This window comes from Actinoplanes sp. NPDC049316, from assembly GCF_040677315.1.
GTDB lineage: Bacteria > Actinomycetota > Actinomycetes > Mycobacteriales > Micromonosporaceae > Actinoplanes.
The window spans coordinates 23,719-44,598 of sequence record NZ_JBFAQM010000033.1 but is presented as its reverse complement, the minus strand read 5'-3'; the positions used below and the strand labels follow the sequence as shown (position 1 = coordinate 44,598).

At 72.3% G+C, this 20,880-nt stretch carries 16 protein-coding genes; 8 read left to right on the top strand and 8 right to left on the bottom strand.

The genetic code is table 11. The features are described 5' to 3' along the window. The first annotated feature begins 120 nt into the window (after positions 1–120). Entirely contained in the window at positions 121–432 is a 312-nt protein-coding gene (locus AB0K03_RS34560; RefSeq protein ID WP_364694030.1) for an SPASM domain-containing protein, read from the top strand. On the opposite strand, the gene AB0K03_RS34555 is transcribed toward AB0K03_RS34560, so the two are convergent. Together AB0K03_RS34555 and AB0K03_RS34550 are read right to left on the bottom strand one after the other, a co-directional pair. Next, positions 429–1,637, bottom strand: a complete 1,209-nt coding sequence (locus AB0K03_RS34555; RefSeq protein WP_364694028.1) for a threonine synthase — start codon at positions 1,635–1,637, stop codon at positions 429–431. The two genes, AB0K03_RS34560 and AB0K03_RS34555, sit on opposite strands and share 4 nt — an antisense overlap. A 37-nt stretch (positions 1,638–1,674) precedes the next feature. Continuing rightward, the gene (locus AB0K03_RS34550) at positions 1,675–3,954 is read right to left on the bottom strand and encodes an EAL domain-containing protein (RefSeq protein WP_364694025.1); all 2,280 of its coding nucleotides are present in this window, start codon (positions 3,952–3,954) and stop codon (positions 1,675–1,677) included. Between the two features lie 94 nt (positions 3,955–4,048). On the opposite strand from AB0K03_RS34550, the gene AB0K03_RS34545 reads away from it, so the two are divergent. Together AB0K03_RS34545 and lysS are read left to right on the top strand one after the other, a co-directional pair. Continuing rightward, a complete protein-coding gene (locus AB0K03_RS34545) occupies positions 4,049–5,506 on the top strand; it encodes a peptide MFS transporter (RefSeq protein ID WP_364694023.1) in 1,458 nt (485 codons plus the stop codon). Between the two features lie 114 nt (positions 5,507–5,620). Further along, positions 5,621–7,345, top strand: coding sequence for a lysine--tRNA ligase (gene lysS, locus AB0K03_RS34540; RefSeq protein WP_364694021.1), 1,725 nt, complete (start codon positions 5,621–5,623; stop codon positions 7,343–7,345). A gap of 46 nt (positions 7,346–7,391) precedes the next feature. On the opposite strand, the gene AB0K03_RS34535 is transcribed toward lysS, so the two are convergent. From AB0K03_RS34535 to AB0K03_RS34515, 5 genes are all read right to left on the bottom strand, one after another. Then, positions 7,392–7,949 carry a hypothetical protein gene (locus tag AB0K03_RS34535; RefSeq protein ID WP_364694018.1) on the bottom strand — a complete coding sequence of 186 codons (558 nt, stop codon included), beginning with the start codon at positions 7,947–7,949 and terminating at the stop codon, positions 7,392–7,394. A gap of 200 nt (positions 7,950–8,149) precedes the next feature. Continuing rightward, positions 8,150–8,905, bottom strand: coding sequence for a ZIP family zinc transporter (locus tag AB0K03_RS34530; RefSeq protein WP_364694016.1), 756 nt, complete (start codon positions 8,903–8,905; stop codon positions 8,150–8,152). 220 nt (positions 8,906–9,125) lie between these two features. After that, positions 9,126–9,968: a sugar ABC transporter permease gene (locus tag AB0K03_RS34525; RefSeq protein ID WP_364694014.1), complete on the bottom strand. Its 843-nt coding sequence runs from the start codon at positions 9,966–9,968 to the stop codon at positions 9,126–9,128. After that, positions 9,965–11,557, bottom strand: coding sequence for an ABC transporter permease subunit (locus AB0K03_RS34520; protein WP_364694011.1), 1,593 nt, complete (start codon positions 11,555–11,557; stop codon positions 9,965–9,967). Before AB0K03_RS34520 ends, AB0K03_RS34525 begins: the two co-directional genes overlap by 4 nt. Continuing rightward, positions 11,557–12,795 (bottom strand): maltose ABC transporter substrate-binding protein, encoded by a 1,239-nt coding sequence (locus AB0K03_RS34515; protein ID WP_364694008.1) that lies wholly within the window; start codon positions 12,793–12,795, stop codon positions 11,557–11,559. The genes AB0K03_RS34520 and AB0K03_RS34515 overlap by 1 nt, the downstream gene beginning before the upstream one ends. 165 nt (positions 12,796–12,960) lie before the next feature. Here AB0K03_RS34515 and AB0K03_RS34510 point away from each other — a divergent pair, with 165 nt between their 5' ends. Together AB0K03_RS34510 and AB0K03_RS34505 are read left to right on the top strand one after the other, a co-directional pair. Next, positions 12,961–14,028 carry a LacI family DNA-binding transcriptional regulator gene (locus AB0K03_RS34510; protein ID WP_364694005.1) on the top strand — a complete coding sequence of 356 codons (1,068 nt, stop codon included), beginning with the start codon at positions 12,961–12,963 and terminating at the stop codon, positions 14,026–14,028. 259 nt (positions 14,029–14,287) lie between these two features. Next, positions 14,288–16,081: a carbohydrate-binding module family 20 domain-containing protein gene (locus tag AB0K03_RS34505; protein WP_364694002.1), complete on the top strand. Its 1,794-nt coding sequence runs from the start codon at positions 14,288–14,290 to the stop codon at positions 16,079–16,081. A gap of 3 nt (positions 16,082–16,084) precedes the next feature. Here the strand turns inward: AB0K03_RS34505 and AB0K03_RS34500 are convergent, their stop codons facing one another. Continuing rightward, on the bottom strand, positions 16,085–16,963 hold the full coding sequence (locus AB0K03_RS34500) for an aminoglycoside phosphotransferase family protein (RefSeq protein WP_364693999.1): 879 nt from the start codon (positions 16,961–16,963) through the stop codon (positions 16,085–16,087). A 212-nt stretch (positions 16,964–17,175) separates the two neighbouring features. On the opposite strand from AB0K03_RS34500, the gene AB0K03_RS34495 reads away from it, so the two are divergent. The 3 genes from AB0K03_RS34495 (at position 17,176) to AB0K03_RS34485 (ending at position 20,878) form a co-directional block, all read left to right on the top strand. Further along, positions 17,176–18,636 (top strand): aldehyde dehydrogenase, encoded by a 1,461-nt coding sequence (locus AB0K03_RS34495; protein ID WP_364693996.1) that lies wholly within the window; start codon positions 17,176–17,178, stop codon positions 18,634–18,636. 70 nt (positions 18,637–18,706) lie between these two features. Then, the gene (locus tag AB0K03_RS34490; RefSeq protein WP_364693993.1) at positions 18,707–19,327 is read left to right on the top strand and encodes a hypothetical protein; all 621 of its coding nucleotides are present in this window, start codon (positions 18,707–18,709) and stop codon (positions 19,325–19,327) included. A gap of 36 nt (positions 19,328–19,363) precedes the next feature. Further along, on the top strand, positions 19,364–20,878 hold the full coding sequence (locus AB0K03_RS34485) for a sulfatase (protein ID WP_364693991.1): 1,515 nt from the start codon (positions 19,364–19,366) through the stop codon (positions 20,876–20,878). The last annotated feature ends 2 nt before the right edge of the window (positions 20,879–20,880 follow it).

Sequence of the window (20,880 nt, the reverse complement as noted above, 5' to 3'; positions counted from 1 at the left end):
CGTGGACGAGGTGCCGGGCCTGCGCCGGCTCACCCTGCAGGGCCTGGGCGAGCCGCTGCTCTCCCCGCACCTGCCGGACATGATCCGAACGGCGGTGGACCGCGGCGTCACGGTCGGCAGATGTTCACGGCCGCCGGGAAGGCCGCCGCCGACCGGGGACTACGGCTGCGGCTGCCCGCGACGAGCACACCGGCGGGCAGCGGCCGCGGGTGTTCCTGGCCGTGGGAGGCCGCCTACATCACGAGCGCCGGCGTCGTGCAGCCGTGCTGCATGGTGATGGGCGACGACCGCGTCTCGCTGGGCGTGGTCGGCGAGCGCACCTTCGCGCAGATCTGGCACGACGAGCCGTACCGCGACTTCCGGCGCCGGCTGGCGGGCGACGGGCCACCCGAGGTGTGCCGCGGCTGCTCGCTCTACCACCGCACGTTCTAGATGCGCCCGTCCGGCGGCAGGGTGGGGACGTCCACGGGGATCGTCTCCGGGTACTTCAGGCCCGTACCCGTGTTGAGGACCACCACCCGGTCGGAGCCGCCGATGAAGCCGCTGTCGCGCAGGTCGCGGGCGGCCGCCAGGCAGGCCGCGCCCTCCGGGCAGATGAAGGCGCCCTCGTCGGCGGCGAGGCGGCGCTGCTCGGCGAGCGTGGCCTCGTCGGTCACCGCGATCGCCGTGCCGCCGGTCTCGCGGACCGCGCGCAGCACCAGGAAGTCGCCGAGCGCCTTCGGCACGGTGATGCCGAACGCCACGGTGGCGGCGTCCGGGAACGGCTCGCTGACGTCCGCACCCTGCTCGAAGGCGCGCACGATCGGCGCGCAGCCGGTGGCCTGCACCGCGACGAGGCGCGGCAGGCGGTCGCCGATCCAGCCCAATTGCTGCATCTCGCGCAACGCCTTGTGGATGCCGATCAGGCCGACGCCGCCGCCGGTCGGGTAGAGGATGACGTCGGGCACCTGCCAGCCGAGCTGCTCGACGATCTCGTAGCCCATCGTCTTCTTGCCCTCGAGCCGGTACGGCTCCTTGAGCGTGGAGACCTCCTGGTAGCCGCCGCGCTCCCGGACCGCCGCGTTGATCAGCCGGCCGGCGTCGCCGATCAGGCCGTCCACGAGGTACAGCTCGGCGCCCGCCGCGACGCACTCCGTGCGGGTGATGGGCGGCGCCGCCACCGGCATCGCGACGAGGCATCGCAGGCCGGCGCGGGCCGCATACACGGCCCAGGCCGCCCCGGCGTTGCCGTTCGTGGGCATGGCGACGCCCTTGACGCCCAGCTCGGCGGCGCGCGACACCCCGACGGCGGCCCCGCGCGCCTTGAACGAGCCGGTCGGGATCAGGCCCTCGTCCTTCATGAGCAGACCGGGCACGCCGATGCGCGCGCCGTAGCGCGGCAGCGGCAGCAACGGGGTCATGCCCTCCCCCAGCGAGACGATCGACGCGGGGTCCCGCACGGGCAGCATCTCGTGATAGCGCCAGAGGGTCGCGGGCCGCGCGGCCAGCGCCTCCCGGGTGAGGGTGCGCGCCGCCAGCTCGGTGTCGTAGCGCGCCAGCAGGGGCACCCCGGCCTCGCTGACGCCCTGCACGGCGTCGGCGTCGTAGCGCTCGCCGGTCCGGGAGCAGTCGAGGTGGCTGAGGGTGGAGTGGCTCATGCCGCCGACCCTAGGACAGGGGTGTGACAGCCTGCGCTCAGTCGCCCGTGCCGCGGAAGTCGTACGCGGTGCGCAGCGCCTCGGCGGCGGTCTCGCCGTCCATCGGGCGGTAGAAGTGGAAGCCCTGCCCGAAGCCGCAGCCCATCGCGGCCAGCCCGCGGGCCTGGTCGGCCGTCTCGATGCCCTCGGCGACCACGTTCATCCGGAACGCCATGCCCAGGCGCACCACGGCCTCGGCGACCGTACGGGCCTCCGGGTCGTCGGCGATGCCGGTGACGAACGACCGGTCGATCTTCAGGATGTCGACGGGCAGCCGCCGCAGGTAGGCCAGCGCGGAGTAGCCGGTGCCGAAGTCGTCGACGGCGATGCTGATGCCCATCGCACGCAGCTTCTCCAGGCGCGCCACGACGTTCGCGTCCGGTTCGAGCACGACGCCCTCGGCGAGCTCCAGGATCAGCCGGTCCGCGGGGAAGCCGGTCTCGTCGAGGATGTTGGCGATCGTGTCGACCAGCTCGGGCTGCAGCACCTGGTTGGGTGAGAGGTTGACGGACAGGCGTACCTGCTCGGCGCCCGGGACGGTGGCCTGCCAGCGCGCCACCTCGCGGCACGCGTCGCGCAGCACCCGCTCGCCCAGCGGCACGACGGCGCCGGTCTCCTCGGCCAGCGCGATGAACGCGCCCGGCATGAGCAGGCCGCGCTCCGGGTGGTTCCAGCGCACCAGCGCCTCCACCGACCGGATGCGGCCGCCGCCCAGCTCGACCGCCGGCTGGAAGTGGACCACCAGCTCGCCGTCGTCGATCGCCCGGCGCAGCTCGGCGTCGCGGGCCCGGGTGTCGAGGTCGGGCTGGTAGACGGCGTACCGGCCGCGACCCGCGCGCTTGGCCGAGTACATCGCGGTGTCGGCGTGCCGCATCAGGTCCTCGCCGTCGGGCGTGCGCTCGTCGCGCACCGCCACGCCGATGCTGGCCTCGACGGCCAGCAGGCGGTCACCGAAGATCACGGGGGTACGCAGCGCCTCGACGAGCCGTTCCGCGATCCGTGCGGCGGTGTCCGCCTCGGGCAGGTTCTGCAGGATGACGGCGAACTCGTCGCCGCCCAGGCGCCCGGCCGTGTCACCGGCGCGGATCACCGAGCGCAGGGCCGCGGCGGCACCGGAGAGGACGGCGTCGCCGGCGTCGTGGCCGTACGTGTCGTTGACCCGCTTGAAGTGGTCCAGGTCCACGATGAGGACGGCGGCGTGCCGGCCCGCGCGCAGCGGCTGGGCGCTCAGCTGGGCCAGCCGGTCGGCGACGAGCGTGCGGTTGGCCAGGCCGGTCAGCGGGTCCGTGACGGCCAGGGCGCGGTTCTCGCGCAGCGCGTACATCTGGCGGGCGACGACCAGCGCGGTCAGCAGCACCGCGCCGATGATCATGCCGCCGACGGGGTACATGCCCTGCTCGCGGGCGAGCGTGCCGAGCAGGCCGTACGCCAGGGCGATGGCGCCGTACGGCAGCCAGGTGCTCACCGCGCGGCGGCGCCGGGCGGCCGCGTCCCCGTCCCGCACCCCACGGCACTGCCGGTACGCGGCCAGCGTGAACAGGTAGCAGCCGAGCAGCCAGAACAGATCCGGCCACGTGCCGCCCACGAAACCGTCGTGCAGCTGGATGTAGCCGTAGTTCACGTCGGCGATCACGTACGTGACGACGCCGGCGGCGAGCAGCCGCACCGGGGTCCCGGCCGACGTGGCGCGCCGCAGCAGCACGGTCGCCAGGGCCAGGATCAGCAGCAGATCCCCCACCGGCAGCGCCGCCGAGTAGACGATCTCGCTGACCGCGGCGCCCTCGGTCACCAGGATCGGGCCGAGCACCAGGTACCACAGCACCATGAACGTGCTGGCGCCGACGATGAGCGCGTCCAGCGCCAACTTGATCTTGTCCCGCCGGGTCCGGCGTACCCCGGAGAGCAGCAGCAGGGCGACGAACATGAACGGCACGAAGGCCAGGAACCAGTAGTCGGCGAACGACGGGTACGTGACCGAGTGCAGGATCGCGTCCTCGACGAACCAGGAGGTGTGCGCGACGAGCTGGCAGGCGAACGAGACCGCGACGAACGACCACGCCGCTCGCTCGCGCGCGTCGGCGCCGGTGCGCACCGCCCGGACGGCGAGCACGGTGAACAGCAGGGCGAGCGGCGGGTACATGCCGTCGGTGACGTACGCCCGCAGGGTCTCCCCGCCCCAGCCGCCGGCGTACCAGACGAGGTACGCCGCCAGCAGCGCCCCGGCGGCCGCGACGGCCCCACCGGCCACGCGGTCACCCAGGTCCCGCCGACTCTTCACGAGGCGAACATCGGCCGGACCCGTGGGCGCCTTGAGAAAACCTTGAGTATCCGCATCCCGTTTGCCGGGCGGGGCGGCGCGGTAGTTCCTCCGCATGACGACGCAGCGCGAGCGAACCCCGGAACGGACCTTCTTCGGTCAGCCGCCGGTGCTGGCCAACCTCTTCGGCGTCGAGCTGTGGGAACGGTTCTCGTTCTACGGCATGCAGGGCATCCTGCTCATCTACCTGTACTACAGCGCGGCCCAGGGCGGCCTCGGCCTGTCGGAGGCGACCGCCACCAGCATCGTCGGCGCGTACGGCGGAGCGGTCTACCTCTCCACGATCCTCGGCGCGTGGACGGCCGACCGGCTGCTCGGCCCGGAGCGGGTCCTGTTCCTCAGCGCGATCCTCGTCATGGCGGGCCACGTGAGCCTCGCCGTGCTGCCCGGCCTGGCCGGGGTCACCGCCGGCCTGATCCTCATCGCCGTGGGCAGCGGCGGGGTCAAGGCCAACGCGACGTCGCTGGTCGGCACCCTGTACGACGAGCACGACGAGCGGCGCGACGCCGGCTTCTCGCTGTTCTACCTCGGCATCAACCTGGGCGCGCTGCTCGGCCCGCTGCTGACCGGGCTGCTGCAGAAGACGTGGGGCTTCCACTGGGGCTTCGGCCTGGCCGCGGTGGGGATGGCCGTCGGGCTCGTCCAGTACTCGCTGGGCCGTAAGCGCCTCACCGGCCGCGCCCGGGTCGTGCCGAACCCGCTGCCCGCGCGGCGCCGCCTGCCCGTGGCCCTGATCCTCGGCGCCGCGGTGGTGCTCGTCGTGGTGCTCGCCGTCACCGGGGTGCTGCGGGCCGCGTACCTGTCGAACGTGGTCGTCGTGCTCAGCGCCCTCGCCGCCGTGGCGTACTTCGTGGTGATCCTGACCAGCCGCCGGATCACGGCCGTCGAACGCCGCCGGGTGTACGCCTTCATCCCCCTGTTCATCGCCAGCGCGGTCTTCTGGTCGCTGTACCAGCAGCAGTTCACGGTCGTGACGATCTACTCGGACCAGCGCCTGGACCGCAACCTGTTCGGCTGGGAGATGCCGGTCTCCTGGGTGCAGTCGATCAACCCCGTCTTCATCATCGTGCTCTCCGGGGTCTTCGCGGCCCTCTGGACCCGCCTCGGCTCCCGCCAGCCCAGCACGCCGATCAAGTTCGCCGCCGGTACGGCGATCATGGGCGTGGCGTTCCTGCTGTTCCTGCCCCTGGCCGGCGGTGGCCCCAACAGCGCGCCGCTGCTGGCGCTCGCCGGCATCCTGCTCGTCTTCACCATCGCCGAGCTGCTGCTCTCCCCCGTCGGGCTCTCGCTGTCGACGAAGCTGGCGCCGGAGGCCTTCCACACCCAGATGGTCGCGCTGTTCTTCCTCTCCATCGCGCTGGGCACGGCCGCCTCCGGCACCCTGGCGAACTACTACGACACGTCGCACGAGACGGCGTACTTCGGCATCCTGGGCCTGGTCGCCATCGTCGTCGGCGTCGTCCTGGCGCTGGCCGCCAAGCCCGTCACCCGCCTGATGAGCGGCGTCCGCTGACGCCGCGGGCCGCGTCCGGCGGCGCCGGACCGCCCGCCGCACCCCCGGCCCGCAGCCGTCCGGAGGCCATCCGGGAAAATGGCGGTGAGCGTACGAGGACGGAAGTTGGGGATCGTGGCTGAAGTTGCAGGAGCCGTCGACTGGGTGAGCCGGTTCGCCGACGAGGTGATCGCCGAGGCGGAGCGCCGCTCGCCGGGTAAGCCGGTGGTGTGCGCGTCCGGGTTGAGCCCGTCCGGGCCCATCCATCTGGGCAACCTGCGCGAGGTGATGACGCCGCACCTGGTCGCCGACGAGATCCGCCGGCGCGGCCACGAGGTCGTGCACCTGATCTCGTGGGACGACTACGACCGGTTCCGCAAGGTGCCAGCCGGTGTCGACGCGTCGTGGGCCGAGCACATCGGCAAGCCGCTGACCGCCGTGCCCGCGCCGCCCGGCAGCCGCTTCCCCAATTGGGCCGAGCACTTCAAGGCCGCGATGATCGACTCGCTGGCCGAGCTGGGCGTCGAGTACCGCGGCATCTCCCAGACCGAGATGTACACCTCGGGGGCGTACCGGGAGCAGATCCTGCTGGCGATGCGCGAGCGGCACCGGATCGACGCGATCCTGGACCGCTACCGCACCAAGGGCCGCACCGCCGGCCCCAAGGCCAATGCCAAGCTCGATGCCGACGAGGCCGCCGCAGCCGCCGAGGCGGCCGCGGGCTCCGGCGCCGCCGACGAGGACGACGGCAGCGCCAGCAGCGGCTACTACCCGTACAAGCCGTACTGCGGGTCGTGCGGCAAGGACACCACCACGGTCACCGCGTACGACGACGAGACCACCGCGATGACGTACGTGTGTGCCGACGGGTTCACCGAGACCGTGCTGCTCAGCGAGTTCGACCGGGGCAAGCTGGTGTGGAAGGTCGACTGGCCGATGCGGTGGGCGTACGAGGGCGTGCACTTCGAGCCCTCCGGCGTCGACCACTCCTCGCCCGGCTCGTCGTTCGTGGTCGGCGGGCAGATCGTCAGCGAGATCTTCGGCGGCGAGCAGCCCATCGGCCCGATGTACGCGTTCGTCGGCATCACCGGCATGGCCAAGATGTCCAGCTCCCGGGGCGCGGTGCCCACCCCCGCGGACGCCATGGCCATCATGGAGGCGCCGCTGCTGCGCTGGATGTACGCCCGCCGCCGCCCCAACCAGTCGTTCAAGGTCGCGTTCGACGCCGAGATCCAGCGCCTGTACGACGAGTGGGACGCCCTGGAGGGCAAGATCGCCGCGGGCACCGCCGCCCCCGCCGACGTGTCCGCCCACGACCGGGCCGTCCGGACCGCCGCGGTCACCCTGCCACGCACGCCGGTGCCGATCGCGTACCGGACCCTCGCGTCGATCGTCGACATCACGACCGGGCACGACGAGCAGACCCTGCGCATCCTGCGCGACATCGATCCGCAGCGCCCGGTCACCGAGCTGGCCCAGGTGCGGCCCCGGCTCGACAAGGCGCAGACCTGGGTCAACACCCAGCTCCCGGCGGAGGCCCGCACCCAGGTGCTCACCGAGCCGGACAAGGAGCTGCTCGCCTCGCTCGACGACGACCAGCGCGAATCCCTGCGCCTGCTCGCGGCGGGGCTCGACGACCACTGGTCGCTCGAGGGGCTCACGACGCTCGTGTACGGCGTACCCAAGGTCATGGCGGGCCTGCCGCCGGACACCAAGCCGACAAGTGAGCTGAAGGTCGCGCAGCGGTCCTTCTTCGTGCTGATCTACCGCCTGCTGATCGGCAAGGAGACCGGGCCGCGGCTGCCCACGCTGCTGCTCGCGGTGGGCGCGGACCGGATCCGCACGCTCATCGGCGGCTGACCGCCCCGCCCGGGGCCGGCGACGCCCGGCCCCGGACCGCTAAGCCTCAGGACGACTGGGACGCCAGCAGCGCGATCAGCACGACCAGCGCGAACGGCACGGCCAGGCCGATGATCGTCATCGGCCGCTGCAGCAGGCGCGGGCCCGGGTCCATCGGCGGCCGGCTCGGCCCGTACGGGTTCGGCTGCGGCGCGCCGAGGTTCGCCACCCGGCCGCGGCGCACGAGGTTGATCAGCACGGTGACCGGCGTGATGATGAACGACGCCCAGCCGTACCAGCCCTGCACCAGCGTGCGCGAGGTCATCCGGCGGAAGGTCGCCAGGCCACAGTCGCGGCAGAACGGTCCCTCCAGGCTGAGGAAGCGCATCACGATGATGAAGCCCTGGTGGCCGCGGAAGGTCGCGGGCGCGGCGGGCACGCTCCCGCACACCCGGCAGGCCGTGACCGTCATCGCCCCGTAGCCCGCGGCCTGCTGCGGCGCGGGCCCGTACGGCGCCGGAGAGTACGGCGCGGGCGCGTACGGCACGCCGCCGTGAGGAGCAGCGCCGGAGGGCGGCGGCGCCCCGTACGGCAACGGCGGCGGGGGCTGCTGGGGGTAGGACACGACTCACCTCGGGGAATCCGGTGCTGACGGTGGAGCCGCGTCAGGCTACTGGTCCCCGGCCCGTCCCGCAGCCCCGTGCCGCCGCTCCCGCATCAGCCGCCGCTCCCGCATCAGCCACCGGCCCCGCCTCAGCCGCCGCTCCCGCTTCAGCCGCCGGCCCCGCGTCAGCCGCCGCTCCCGCGTCAGCCGCCGGCCCCGCTTCAGCCGCCGGAGCTGGAGAGGCCGAACGCGACCAGGAAGCCCGCCACGGTGACCAGCCCGATGAGCAGGTGGGCGTTCTCGAACGCCTCCGGGATCATCGTGTCGGCGACCATGGCCAGGATCGCGCCCGCCGCCACCGCGGTGACCGCGGCGAGCGCGGCCGCCGGCGCCCCGCCGAGCAGGGTGTAGCCGGCGACCGCCGCCAGGCCGCTGACCACCGCGATCGCCGTCCAGAGGCCGAAGACGTAGCGGGCGCTGCGGCCGGCGTTGCGCATGCCCGCCGCGCTGGACAGGCCCTCCGGCACGTTGCTGATGAAGACCGCCGCGACGGTCACCGCGCCGACCGCTCCCCCGCCGAGCAGGCTGGTGCCGATCACGATCGACTCCGGGATGCCGTCGAGCAGGGCGCCGAGGGCGAGGGCCGCGCCGGAACCGCCCTGCTCCTGCTCGGAAGGCTGCTGGTCGCCGGACCGCTTCCGGTGCCGGGCGCCGCGCCGGGCGAGGATGATGTTGCAGCCGGTGTAGACGACGGCCCCGGCGGACGCGCCCAGGACGGTCGGGGTCAGCCCGCCCTTCTCGTTGGCGTCGGAGATCAGGTCGAACGCGACCGCGGAGAGCAGGACGCCGGCCCCGAAGCCCATGATCGAGGCGACGACGTGCCGGGGCACGGGCAGCAGGAAGCCCACCGCCGCCCCCACCAGCAGGGCGGACCCCGCGAGCAGCCCCCAACCTCCGGCCTGCAACCACTCCGGCATGTCGCGAAACCTCCCGAGCCGACGTCGTGATAGCTGCATTGCCCAGTTTTCCGGGCTTCAGCCTTCCACGACGCGAACCCCGGCCCGGCCGTCCGCGCCGGACCAGACGCGCCGGGCCGAACGGACCGGGCGCGCCGGGCGCGCCGGGCCGGACGGGCCGGGCGCGCCAGGCCGGGCGGACGGGACGGGCCGGTCGGACGGGCGGGCGGGCCGGGCCCGCTCAGCCCTTGACGGCCCCCGCGGTCAGCCCGGTCACGATGGACCGCTGCAGCACCTGGAAGACCAGCACGGTCGGCACCGCGGTCAGCAGGGTGCCCGCGCAGAACATCCCGAAGTTGCTGTTGCGTTCGCCGGCGACCAGGCCGTACATGCCGACCGGCAGGGTCTTGGCCGTGGTGTCGGTGAGGAACACGTTGGCGATGAGGAACTCGTTGATCGTGCCGATGAAGGCCAGCATCCCGGACACCGCCAGGATCGGGGCGACCAGCGGCAGCAGGATCCGGAAGAACGTCTGGGCGTGCGACGCGCCGTCCATCGTGGCGGACTCGTCGAGCTCGCGGGGGACGGTGTCGAAGAAGCCCTTCATCAGCCACGTGTTCACCCCGAGCGCGCCGCCCAGGTAGAGCAGGATGAGGCCCCACGCGCGGTTGAAGCCGATCGGCGGCCACAGCTCGGTGATCGTCGAGAACATCAGGAAGATTGCCACGATCGCGAGGAACTGCGGGAACATCTGGATGAGCAGCAGGGCCAGGAGGCCCGGTCGCCGGCCGCGGAACCGCAGGCGGCTGAAGGCGTACGCGGCCAGCGCCGACAGGAACACCGACGCGGCCGCCGACACGCCCGCGATCAGCACGGAGTTGAGGAACCAGCGTGGGAACGGGGTGTCCGTCAGCAGCCGGCTGAAGTTGCCGAACGACGCGCCGCTGGGCACCACGGTGGTCGACGACAGCGTGCCCAGCGGGTTCAGCGCCGCGGACACGACGAAGACGATCGGGAACAGCGAGAACAGCAGCGCGACCACCGCCACCCCGTGCCGCCACCCGACGGCTTTCAGCCACCTCATGAGTAGACCTCTTCCTGGCGGCGGGTCCGGCGGAAGCTGACCACCGAGATGACCGCGACGATGACGAAGATGAACACCGAGACCGCGGCGGCGAAGCCGTACTGGGCGCCCGACCCGCCGAAGGCCAGCCGGTACGTGTACGTGATCAGCAGGTCCGTGGCGCCGTTGGCCGGGTTGTCGGCGGCGAACGGGGCACCGTCGGTGGTCAGGTAGATCGCGTTGAAGTTGTTGAAGTTGAACGCGAACGACGAGATCAGCAGCGGGGTCAGCGCGACCAGCAGCAGCGGCAGCGTGACCCGGCGCAGCGACTGCCACGGCGTCGCGCCGTCGAGCTTCGACGCCTCGCTCAGCTCCGCCGGGATGGCCTGCAGCGCGCCCGTGGCGACCAGGAACATGTACGGGTAACCCAGCCAGAGCTGCACGAGGATCACCGCGATGCGGGCGGACGCGGCGCCGCCGAACCAGTCGACGTCGAGCCCGAACAGGTTGTTGATCAGGCCGAAGTCGGTGTTGAACATGTCCCGCCAGACCAGCAGCATCGCGAACGACGGCATCGCGTACGGCAGCACCAGCAGCGTCCGGTAGAGCGCGCGCCCGCGCATCCGGTTCGAGTGCAGGGCCAGGGCACAGCCGAGCCCGAGCACGAACGTCCCGCCCGTGGAGGCGAGAGCGAAGATCAAGTTCCAGACGAGCGTACGCGCGAACGGCCCGGAGATCGCCGGGTCGGTGATGAGGCGGGTGAAGTTGGCGAGGCCGACGCCGACCCGCCAGCCCTGCGCCAGCCGTTCGCCGTCCGCGGCGATGAACGCGCCCCGCTCGTCGTCGGCGGTCCAGGTCTTGCCGGTGGCCGCCTCCCGGATGCAGTCGCAGCCCGCGTCGTACGCGCGCCCGGCGCGGCCCTCGTACGCCCGGGTCAGGCCCTGCGAGCGGATCGCGCCGCCCGCGGTGGGCACCACCAGATCGGTGATCTCCCGGCCGCGGGCCGCGGCCTGCCCGCCGCTGAGCACGGTGTAACCCGCCGCGGCGGTGACCCGGCCGGCCGGGTTGACGGTGGCGTCGCCGGGCGGCAGGGCACGCAGGCCGTCCGCGTTCCCCGCGGACACCCGACCGGTCGCCGGGTCGGTGACGAGGAAGCTGAGCGGCCCGGTGGCCGGGTCGCCGGTGGTGGCGACGGTGAGCACGTACTCGGTGGATCCGGGCACCCGGGTGACCGAGGCGGTCTGGATGGCCACGACGGCGTCCTGCTTGTCGCCGCGGTGCCCGTCACTGAAGTTCGTGAACGCCGTGGACGCGGTGTAGAGCACCGGGAAGAGCTGGAACACCAGGAGGAAGAGCGTGCCGGGCACGAGGTACTTGGCCGGCACGTGGCGGGGGCTCAGGTACAGGTAGAAGAGCCCCGCGGTGGCGGCGGCCAGGATGCCGAGGGCGATCCAGTGGCCCTGCTCCATCAGCGGGAACGCCGCCCACAGGGCGATCGCGGCGACCGGCCCGAGCAGCAGGACGGTCACCAGGCGGCCGCGGGCGCCGCCCCGGCGCGGCCCGCGAGGGGCCGGCGCCGGGGCGGTTTCCCGCTCGAGAACGGCGGTCATTATTTGATCTGTCCCGAGATGGTCTTGGCGGCGGCGGACAGTGCGGTCTTGGGGTCGGCGCCGCCGATGACGGCGGACTCGGCCTTGCCGAACGGGTCCCAGATGCTCGCCATCTCGGGGATGGCCGGCAGCGGCACGGCGTTCTTCCCGGCGTTCACGAACTTGGCCAGATCCGGGTCGGAGCCCTTGACCTGGTCGAACGCGGCGGTCAGCGCCGGCGGCCGGGGCTCGGCCTGATACAGCGCGACAGCCAGCTCCGGGGTGGTCACGTAGTTGGTGACGAACTCCTGCGCGAGTGCCTTGTTCTTGCCCTTGGCCGCCACGTAGAAGGTCTGCACGCCGAGGAACGGCTGGGCCGGCTTGCCGCCCGCGAAGCCGGGGACGGCGCTCACGTCGTACGCGATCTTCGCCTTCTTCACGTCGGTGACCGCCCACGGCCCGGACACGAGGAACGCGCACTTGCCGGCGGTGAACGTGGCGATCGAGTTCTCGACGGTGATGGAGCGCTTCAGCGCGCCGTCGCCCTTCTCGCCGAGCTTGCGGATCTTCTCGAAGGCGGCCACCGATTCGGGCTTGCCGACGCCGAGGTCCTTGGGGTCGTAGTCGCCGGACGCGGTCCGGCCGAAGAGGTAGCCGCCGGCCGAGGTGAAGAACGGGTACAGGTGGTACGCGTCGCCGTTCTGCCCCACCTGCAGGCAGAGGATCTCGCTGGCCTTCTTCTGCGACTGCAGCTTCTTGCCCGTGGCGACGAGGTCCTCGACGGTGGCGGGGGCCTCGGGCGCGAGCTTGGTGTTGCGGATGAGGGCCAGGTTCTCGGTGGCGTACGGGACGCCGTACACCTGGCCGTTGAAGGTCACCGCCTTGAGCGCGTTGGGCGCGATGCCCTGCTGCTGGGCCGCGGTGAGCTGGACCGGGTCGACGGCGCCGTTCTGCACGAGGTTGCCGATCCAGTCGTGGGCGCCGACCATCACGTCCGGGCCGCTGCCCTGCTGGGAGGCGGTCACGAAGGTGGTCTGCTGGTCCTTGGAGATGGCCTGGACCTCGACGGTGACGCCGTTCTCCTGGCCGAACCGCTCGGCGAAGGGCTTGAGCGCGGCGGCGCGCTTGTCGTCGCCCCAGATGACGAGCTTGCCGCCCGCCGCCGGTGCGGAGGAGGCGGACTCGGGTTTGTCGCCGCTGCTGCTGCAGCCGGCGGCGAGGGCGATCAGAGCGATCGCGGCTATGGCTTTGGTGCGCATTTTTCTCCTATCGGGCAGCACGAAGCAGCCCGCTGCACAGAGTGGGTGGTGAAAGGAGGGGCCGGAGAGGCGTGAGTACGTTGCCGGGACGTTAGCAAGGTGTTTCGGTGAATGGAAGGCCTTGCAGAGCTTCCGCAAGAAGTTCCAGGGTCTACAGTGACGCCCATGCGCGCACGACTCTCCGACATCGCGCGCCAGGCCGAGGTCAGCGAGGCGACGGTGTCGCGGGTGCTCAACGACCGGCCCGGCGTGTCCGCCGACACCCGCCAAGCGGTGCTGACGGCCCTCGACGTCCTCGGCTACGAACGTCCGGAGAGGCTGCGCAAACGCAGCGCCGGCCTGGTCGGCCTGATCGTTCCGGAGCTGGAGAACCCGATCTTCCCGGCGTTCGCCCAGATCATCGAGTCCGCGCTGTCGCAGTCCGGCTTCACCCCGGTGCTGTGCACCCAGACCCCGGGCGGCGTGACCGAGGACGAGTACGTCGAGATGCTGCTCGACCGCCAGGTGTCGGGCATCGTGTTCGTCTCCGGCCTGCACGCCGACACCACCGCCGACCACGACCGCTACCGCCGCCTGGTGGACCGGCCACTGCCGATCGTGCTGATCAACGGCTACGCCGAAGGGCTCGACGCCCCCTTCATCTCCTGCGACGACCGGCTCGCCGGCGAGCTCGCGGTGAACCATCTGGTCGCTCTCGGCCACCAGCGCATCGGATTCATCTCCGGCCCGGACCGCTTCCTCAACGTGCAGCGCAAGCTCGACGGATACCGTACGGCGATGCGCCGCGAGCTCGGCGTGCGCGACCGCGACCTGGAGGAGCTGGTCGCGCTGACGCTGTTCGGCGTCGAGGGCGGCGAGGTGGCCGCGGGGCAGCTACTGGCACGCGGCGTCACCGGCATCGTGTGCGGCTCGGACCTGATGGCCCTGGGCGCCATCCGGGCCGCCCGGCGGCGGGGGCTGAGCGTGCCGCGGGACGTCTCGGTGGTCGGATTCGACGACTCGCCGCTGATCGCGTTCACCGACCCGCCGCTGACCACGCTGCGCCAGCCGGTGGCGGCCATGGGCAACGCGGCCATCCGCCAGCTGGTCGACGAGATCAACGGCCACGGCGCGCCGCGCTCGGAGTACGTCTTCCCGCCCGAGCTCGTGGTGCGCGGCTCGACGGCGATCCACCGCTCGGACCGCGGACCGGAGAGCGTCGGGCCGGAGAGTATGAAGTTTTCCGCGGCATGAGTCGTACTTGTTAAGTTGATCTTTGAAAGTTGTTGCGGCTCTTCCTGACGAGAGCCGCCGGTTCTAGCTGCGCCTTTGCCGCGACACGCCGGTGCGCTGCCAGCGGATTCTGCAACTCTCTCCCGACAATCCGGGCATAACCGCGAGCAGCATCGAACCCCTTCTCTTTACCGTGACGAAACACGCTGCTAACTTTCCTCGGACTTGCGCAAGAAGTTTCACCCGCTCCCCGCGCCCCCCGCGTCCCTGGAGGCTTCCCATGCGTACCCGTCAGGTCGTCGCCACCGTGGCGACCGCCGTCCTCTCCGCCGGCCTGCTGGCCGTCGGGGCCGTGCGTCAGAGCGACCAGGCCGAGGCGTCCACCGCCTCGCCCGGCGCCAAGGACGTCATCGTCCACCTCTTCGAATGGCCCTGGGCCTCCGTCGCGAACGAGTGCACCACCGTTCTCGGCCCCAAGGGCTTCGGCGGTGTGCAGGTCTCGCCGCCGCAGGAACACGTCGTGCTGCCGGGTAAGGGCTACCCGTGGTGGCAGGACTACCAGCCGGTCAGCTACCAGCTCACCACGCGCCGCGGCGACCGCACGGCGTTCGCGAACATGGTCAAGACCTGCCACACCGCCGGAGTCAAGATCTACGTCGACGCGGTCGTCAACCACATGGCGGGCGGCGCCTCCACCGGCGCCGGCAGCGGCGGATCGACGTACTCGCAGTACGCGTACCCCGCCGTGCCGTACGGCAGTGGCGACTTCCACCACTGCGGGCGCAACGGCAACGACGACATCGCGAACTGGGGCGACCGCTGGGAGGTCCAGAACTGCGAGCTGGTCGACCTCTCCGACCTCAAGACCGAGTCCTCGTACGTGCGCGGCAAGCTGACCGCGTACCTCGGCGACCTGGTGTCGCTGGGCGTCGACGGGTTCCGGGTGGACGCGGCCAAGCACCTGCCCGCCGCCGACCTCGCCGCGATCGTCGACCCGGTCGCCGGTGACCCGTACGTGTTCTCCGAGGTCATCGAGGGCGGCTCCGGCGAACCGGCGCCCGAGGAGTACGCGGGCATCGGCGACGTCACCGAGTTCCGCTACGGCGACGTGGTGGGCGGGGCGTTCAAGGACGGCAACCTGTCGAACCTGAACAACCTCGCCTCCCAGATGCGGCTGAGCTCCGGCGACGCGGTGGCGTTCGTGGACAACCACGACACCCAGCGCAACGGCCGCGCCAAGCTGACCTACAAGGACGGCTCCTCGTACGCGCTCGCCGAGGCGTTCATGATCGCCTTCCCGTACGGCGTCCCGCAGGTCATGTCCAGCTTCACCTTCTCCGACCCCGAGGCCGGCCCGCCCGCGTCGAGCAACGGCACGACCAACGGCGTGAGCTGCGGCAACGGCTGGCAGTGCGAGCACCGCACGCGGACCACGGCCAACATGGTGGCGCTGCGCAACACCGCCGCGGGCGCCGCGGTCACCAACTGGTGGAGCAACGGATCCAACCAGATCGCCTTCGGCCGCGGCAGCGCGGCGTACGTGGCGTTCAACCGCTCCGGCTCGGCGCTGACCCGTACGTTCCAGACGTCGCTGCCCGCGGGGACGTACTGCGACGTCATGGCGGGCGACGCGGCGAACGGCTCGTGCACCGGGCCGGCGTACACGGTGAACTCGAGTGGTCAGGTGACCGCGACCGTGGCGGCGAACTCGGCGCTGGCCCTGCACATCAACGCCCGGGGCAGCGGCGGCACCACCACGCCCCCGCCGGCCGGGTGCAGCACCGCCTCGGTGGCTTTCGAGGCGAACGTGACCACCACGTGGGGCCAGAACGTCTTCGTCACCGGCAACACGGCGGCCCTGGGCGACTGGAACCCGGCGAACGCGGTCGCGCTCTCCTCGGCGTCGTACCCGGTCTGGAAGGCGACGGTCTCGCTGCCGGGCGGCACCGCGGTGCAGTACAAGTACATCAAGAAGGAGGGGTCCACGGTGGTCTGGGAGAGCGACCCGAACCGTACCCGGACCACGCCGTCGGCCTCCCCGTGCAGCGCCACGTGGAGCGACTCCTGGCGGTGACCGTCAGCCGCTCAGCACCTCGCTGAGCTCGCGGGTGGCCATGCGGACCATGCCGGGGTTGGTGTCCCAGTAGTACGACAGCGCGCCCACCGCCTGTCGCAGGGCCCAGCCCCGGCCCCGCAGCCACGACGCGTCGTCCACCGCGAGCGCCGCACGGAAGCGCTCGCGGCTCGGCGCGGTGAGGATGGTCCAGGCGGCCAGCAGGTCGCGGGCGGGGTCGCGCACGCTCAGCCCGCCGAAGTCGATGGCCGCGGTGATCCGGCCGCCGGTGACCAGCAGGTTGCCCGGCAGCAGGTCACCGTGGACCCATGAGCCGGGCCCGTCGTGCGGGGCGGCCTCGAGGGTCTCCTCCCACGAGCGCAGGGCGGCGGCCTGGTCGATCCGGTCGCCGAGCTGCGCGATCGAGTGGCGGACGTCCTCGTCGCCGGACTGCGGCCCGGCCAACCCGTGGCGCATGTCGTCCGGGGCGAGCGCCGGGTCGAGACGGCGCATCGCCCGCACGAACGCCGCCAGATCCTCGGCGGCCTGCCCGAGGTCGTCGATCGTCCCGTCCGCGTTCTCGCCGGGCAGCCAGGTGCAGACCGACCACGGGAACGGGTAGTCGTCCTGGGGCTCGCCAAGCCCGACCGGCACGGGCAATGCCAGCGGCACCTGCGGCGCCAGCCACGGCAACCATTGCGCCTCCCGGGCGGCCTGCTGCGCCGCCCAGCCGATCCGGGGCAGCCGTACCACCAGATCGGCGCCGAGCCGGTAGACGTCATGGTCGGTTCCGTACGACGGCACGAGCCGCGCCGGCAATCCGGCCCACCGGGGAAACTGTTCGGCGAGCAGACGCCGCACGAGCGTCTCGTCGGTGGCGACCTCGTCGGCGTGCATCCTCATCGCAGGCATCCCCGCGATCCTCGGGCCGGGCCGCGACGGCGTCCACCGAATTTGCCCCCGACCGACCGTGGTCGACACCCGGGCCCCGGTGCCGGCCGAGGCGGCGACGGGCTCTTCGAGCCCCGTTGACCTTTCGCGGGAGCGGGGCTAGCGTTTCGGCCACGTTACGCAGCGAACAAGCGTTCGCATGCCGAACACTGGGAGGTGGCGGCGTGTCGGTCAACCGGTCCCTGCTCATCGGCGGCGACGAGGTCCCCGCGGCAGGCGGACGTACCACCGAGGACCTGAATCCGCACACCGGCCACGTCCTCGCCGAGGTCGCGGCGGCGTCCCCGGCCGACGTGACCCGGGCCGTCGACGCCGCGGACGCGGCGTTCCCGGGCTGGTCCACCACCGCGCCCACGCAGCGCCGCCGGGTCCTCTCCCGCGCCGCCGACCTCCTCGAGGAGCGCGCCGCCGACGCCGCGGCGCTCATGGCCGGCGAGACCGGCGGCACCCTCGGCTGGTCGATGTTCAACGTCGGCCTCGCCGCCACGATCCTGCGCGAGGCCGCCGCAGCGACCACCCTGCCGGTCGGTGAGGTGCTCGCCGGCGACAACCCGGACGCGCTGTCGCTGGCCGTCCGGCAGCCCGCCGGGGTCGTCGCCGCGTTCGCGCCGTGGAACGCGCCGCTGATCCTCGGCGCCCGCGCCGTCGCGGCGCCGCTCGCGACCGGCAACACCGTCGTGGTGAAAGCCAGCGAGGAAGCGCCGCTGACCTGCGCGCTGTTCATCGCCGACGTGCTGCGTGACGCGGGCCTGCCGCCCGGCGTGCTCAACGTGCTGACCAACGACCCGGCCGACGCGGCGCGCACCGCGGAGACCCTCATCGCCGACCCCCGCGTACGCCGGGTGAACTTCACCGGCTCCACGAAGGTCGGCCGGCGCATCGGCGAGCTCGCCGCGCGCCACCTCACCCCCGCCGTCCTCGAGCTCGGCGGGAAGAACTCGATCCTCGTGCTCGACGACGCCGACCTCGAGTACGCCGTGGACGCCGTCGCGTTCGGCGCGTACCTCAACTCCGGGCAGATCTGCATGTCCGCCGACCGGGTGCTGGTCGACCGTACGCTCGCCGACGAGTTCGCCGCCCGCCTCGCCGAGAAGGCCAAGGCGCTGCCCGGCGGCGACCCCACGGACCCGCACACGGTGATCGGGCCGCTCATCAACGCCCAGGCGGCCCGGCGCGTGGCGGGCCTGGTCGACGACGCCGCCGAGGCCGGCGCCCGGGTCCTCTCCGGCGGCGGCGCCCCGGACGGCGCCCACTACCCCGCGACCGTGCTCGCCGGGGTCACCCCGGACATGCGCATCCACACCGAGGAGATCTTCGGCCCAGTCTGCACGGTCCTGCCCGTCGACGGCGAGGACGAGGCCGTGGCGGTGGCCAACGACAGCCCGTACGGCCTGACGGCCGGCATCGTCACCCGCGACGTCACCCGCGGGCTGGGCGTGGCCCGGCGGCTGCGGACCGGCATCGCCCACGTCAACGACCAGTCCGTCGACGACGACCCGACCGCCCCGTTCGGCGGCGTCGGCGACTCCGGGTACGGCCGCTTCGGCGGGCGTGCCGGAGTGGAGGCGTTCACCGACCTGCGCTGGATCACGCTGCAGCAGCGGCCGAAACAGTTCCCGTTCTGACCCTTGCCCTCAAGCGCTTGAGGGGTGTCAGGCTCCCCCAAGGCCGCCGCCGAGTACACCGAGGACGACGATGCCGGCCGCACCCCGCCGGCGCTTCGGCATCGTCGACGTCCGCGACGTCGCCGACCTGCACCTGCGGGTGATGGCCGCCCCGGCGGCGGAGCTGTCCGGGGATCTCGGCCGGATCCTTCGGACGGTCGCCGCGGTCGGCGCCGGGATGGTGCAGCCGATCGTCGGGACGATTCCGCCGGCCGGCGTACGGTCGGCGCTGGACGAGGCCGGCGTCGGCGTCGTGTACGGCGGCATCGAGATCTCGCATGACGACGATCCCGGATGGGTCTTCAGCCGGTACGCCGACACGCCCGGCCTGCACGCCGCACTGTTCCGCGCCGACGTGCTTCCCGAGTATCGCGATTCGTGGGTGTTCCTGCGGGACAAGGCGCCCGAGTTCGAGGAGGAGTTCCAGGTCGGGGATCTCGACGGCCTGGCGCGGGAGCGACCGCTGCTCGTGGGATTGGACTTCACGCCGGGCAATGTCGCGGAGATCCTGGCCGCGCTGCCCGGCGTACGGGGGATCGCGCTCACCCTCGGCGGGCAGGCTCGGCGGGGGGATGTGCGGTTCCATCCGTACGACGTGGCCCTGGCCGTCGTGCGGGCCGCCGCGCCTCGGGGAGGGGGCCGGTCGTTCTGATCGACGATGAGATCTTCAGGCCGTAATGTCCGTTGTATGGCTCTACGTGTTCGGGTGGGTGTGCTGGCCGTCGTGGCTGTGCTCGGTCTGGCCGGCGGGTGCACCTCGCGGTCCGGGCCGCACCCCGTCACGGCGTCGGGTTCGGCTTCCCCGCCGCCGCCGGCGACGGCGGCTGAGGCGCGGCCGAACATCGTGCTGGTGCTGACCGATGATCTGTCGATGAATCTCGTGCGGTACATGCCGCACGTGCTGGCGTTGCAGAAGCGCGGCGCGAGTTTCGCCAACTACACCGTGACCGATTCGCTGTGCTGTCCGTCGCGGGCCTCGTTGCTGACCGGGAAGTTCCCGCACAACACCGGCATCTTCACGAATCACGGGGTGGACGGCGGGTTCCGGTTGTTCCACCGCAAGGGACTGGAGAAGTCGACCTTCGCCACGGATCTGCAGGCCGCGGGATATCGGACGTCGTTCTTCGGCAAGTATCTCAACGAGTATCAGCCGAAGGGCAGGTATGTGCCGCCGGGCTGGACGGACTGGCATGCCGGGGGGAACGCGTACCGCAATTTCGACTACGACCTCAACGAGAATCGGCAGGTGCGCCGTTACGGCTCGGCGCCGGGTGACTATCTGACCGATGTCGTGAGCGCCAAGGCGTCCGCGTTCATCCGGGACGCCGCCGGCGGCCGTACGCCGTTTCTGGTGGAGGTGGCGACGTACGCGCCGCATTCGCCGTACACGCCTGCCCCGCGCGATGCCCGCGCCTTTCCCGGGGTGACCGCGCCGCGCAGCCCGGCCTTCGACGCCCTGCCCGCCGGCGCGCCGCGGTGGCTGGCCGGGCGCGCGCCGCTGACCGCGCAGCAGCGCGGCCTGATGGACGACGTCTTCCGCGAGCGGGTCCGGGCGGTGCAGGCGGTCGACCGGATGGTGGCCTCGCTGCAGCAGACCCTGACGGCGGCCGGGGTGGCCGGGTCCACGATCCTGATGTTCACCTCGGACAACGGGTATCACCTGGGCGAATACCGGCTGGGCCCGGGCAAGCAGACGGCGTTCGACACCGATGTGCGGGTGCCGCTGATCGTGGCGGGCCCGGGCGTGCCCGCCGGGCGGGTCGTCCGCGAGCCGGTGTCGAACATCGACCTGCGGCCCACGTTCGGCGACCTGGCCGGCGCGGTCGTGCCGGCCGACGTGGACGGCCGCAGCTTCCGGCCGCTGCTGGGCGCCGACAGCGACAGCGCGGGACCGGTGCCGTGGCGCAAGGCGTCGCTCGTGGAGCACCACCATCCCTCGCCGGATCCGCGGGACCCGGACAACCCGTCGCGGCTGAGCGGCAACCCGCCGGACTACGCCGCGCTGCGGACCGCGACGTACACGTACGTCGAGTACGCCGACGGGAGCCGCGAGTTCTACAACCGGGCGTCAGACCCGTACCAATTGCGCAATGTCGCCGGTAGCCTGCCGCCCGCCCGGATCGCGGCCCTGCACCGGGCCCTGAAGGGCCTGACCACCTGCCACGGCGGCGAGGCGTGCTGGGTCGCGGCCCGGGCGGGCTGAGC

Coding starts and splice junctions, on each gene's coding strand:
- AB0K03_RS34520 (WP_364694011.1), bottom strand. CDS start 11,557: ATGACCGCCGTTCTCGAGCGGGAAACCGCCCCGGCGCCGGCCCCTCGC.
- AB0K03_RS34500 (WP_364693999.1), bottom strand. CDS start 16,963: ATGAGGATGCACGCCGACGAGGTCGCCACCGACGAGACGCTCGTGCGG.
- AB0K03_RS34525 (WP_364694014.1), bottom strand. CDS start 9,968: ATGAGGTGGCTGAAAGCCGTCGGGTGGCGGCACGGGGTGGCGGTGGTC.
- AB0K03_RS34490 (WP_364693993.1), top strand. CDS start 18,707: ATGCCGGCCGCACCCCGCCGGCGCTTCGGCATCGTCGACGTCCGCGAC.
- AB0K03_RS34515 (WP_364694008.1), bottom strand. CDS start 12,795: ATGCGCACCAAAGCCATAGCCGCGATCGCTCTGATCGCCCTCGCCGCC.
- AB0K03_RS34545 (WP_364694023.1), top strand. CDS start 4,049: ATGACGACGCAGCGCGAGCGAACCCCGGAACGGACCTTCTTCGGTCAG.
- AB0K03_RS34485 (WP_364693991.1), top strand. CDS start 19,364: ATGGCTCTACGTGTTCGGGTGGGTGTGCTGGCCGTCGTGGCTGTGCTC.
- AB0K03_RS34510 (WP_364694005.1), top strand. CDS start 12,961: ATGCGCGCACGACTCTCCGACATCGCGCGCCAGGCCGAGGTCAGCGAG.
- AB0K03_RS34505 (WP_364694002.1), top strand. CDS start 14,288: ATGCGTACCCGTCAGGTCGTCGCCACCGTGGCGACCGCCGTCCTCTCC.
- AB0K03_RS34560 (WP_364694030.1), top strand. CDS start 121: ATGTTCACGGCCGCCGGGAAGGCCGCCGCCGACCGGGGACTACGGCTG.
- AB0K03_RS34555 (WP_364694028.1), bottom strand. CDS start 1,637: ATGAGCCACTCCACCCTCAGCCACCTCGACTGCTCCCGGACCGGCGAG.
- AB0K03_RS34530 (WP_364694016.1), bottom strand. CDS start 8,905: ATGCCGGAGTGGTTGCAGGCCGGAGGTTGGGGGCTGCTCGCGGGGTCC.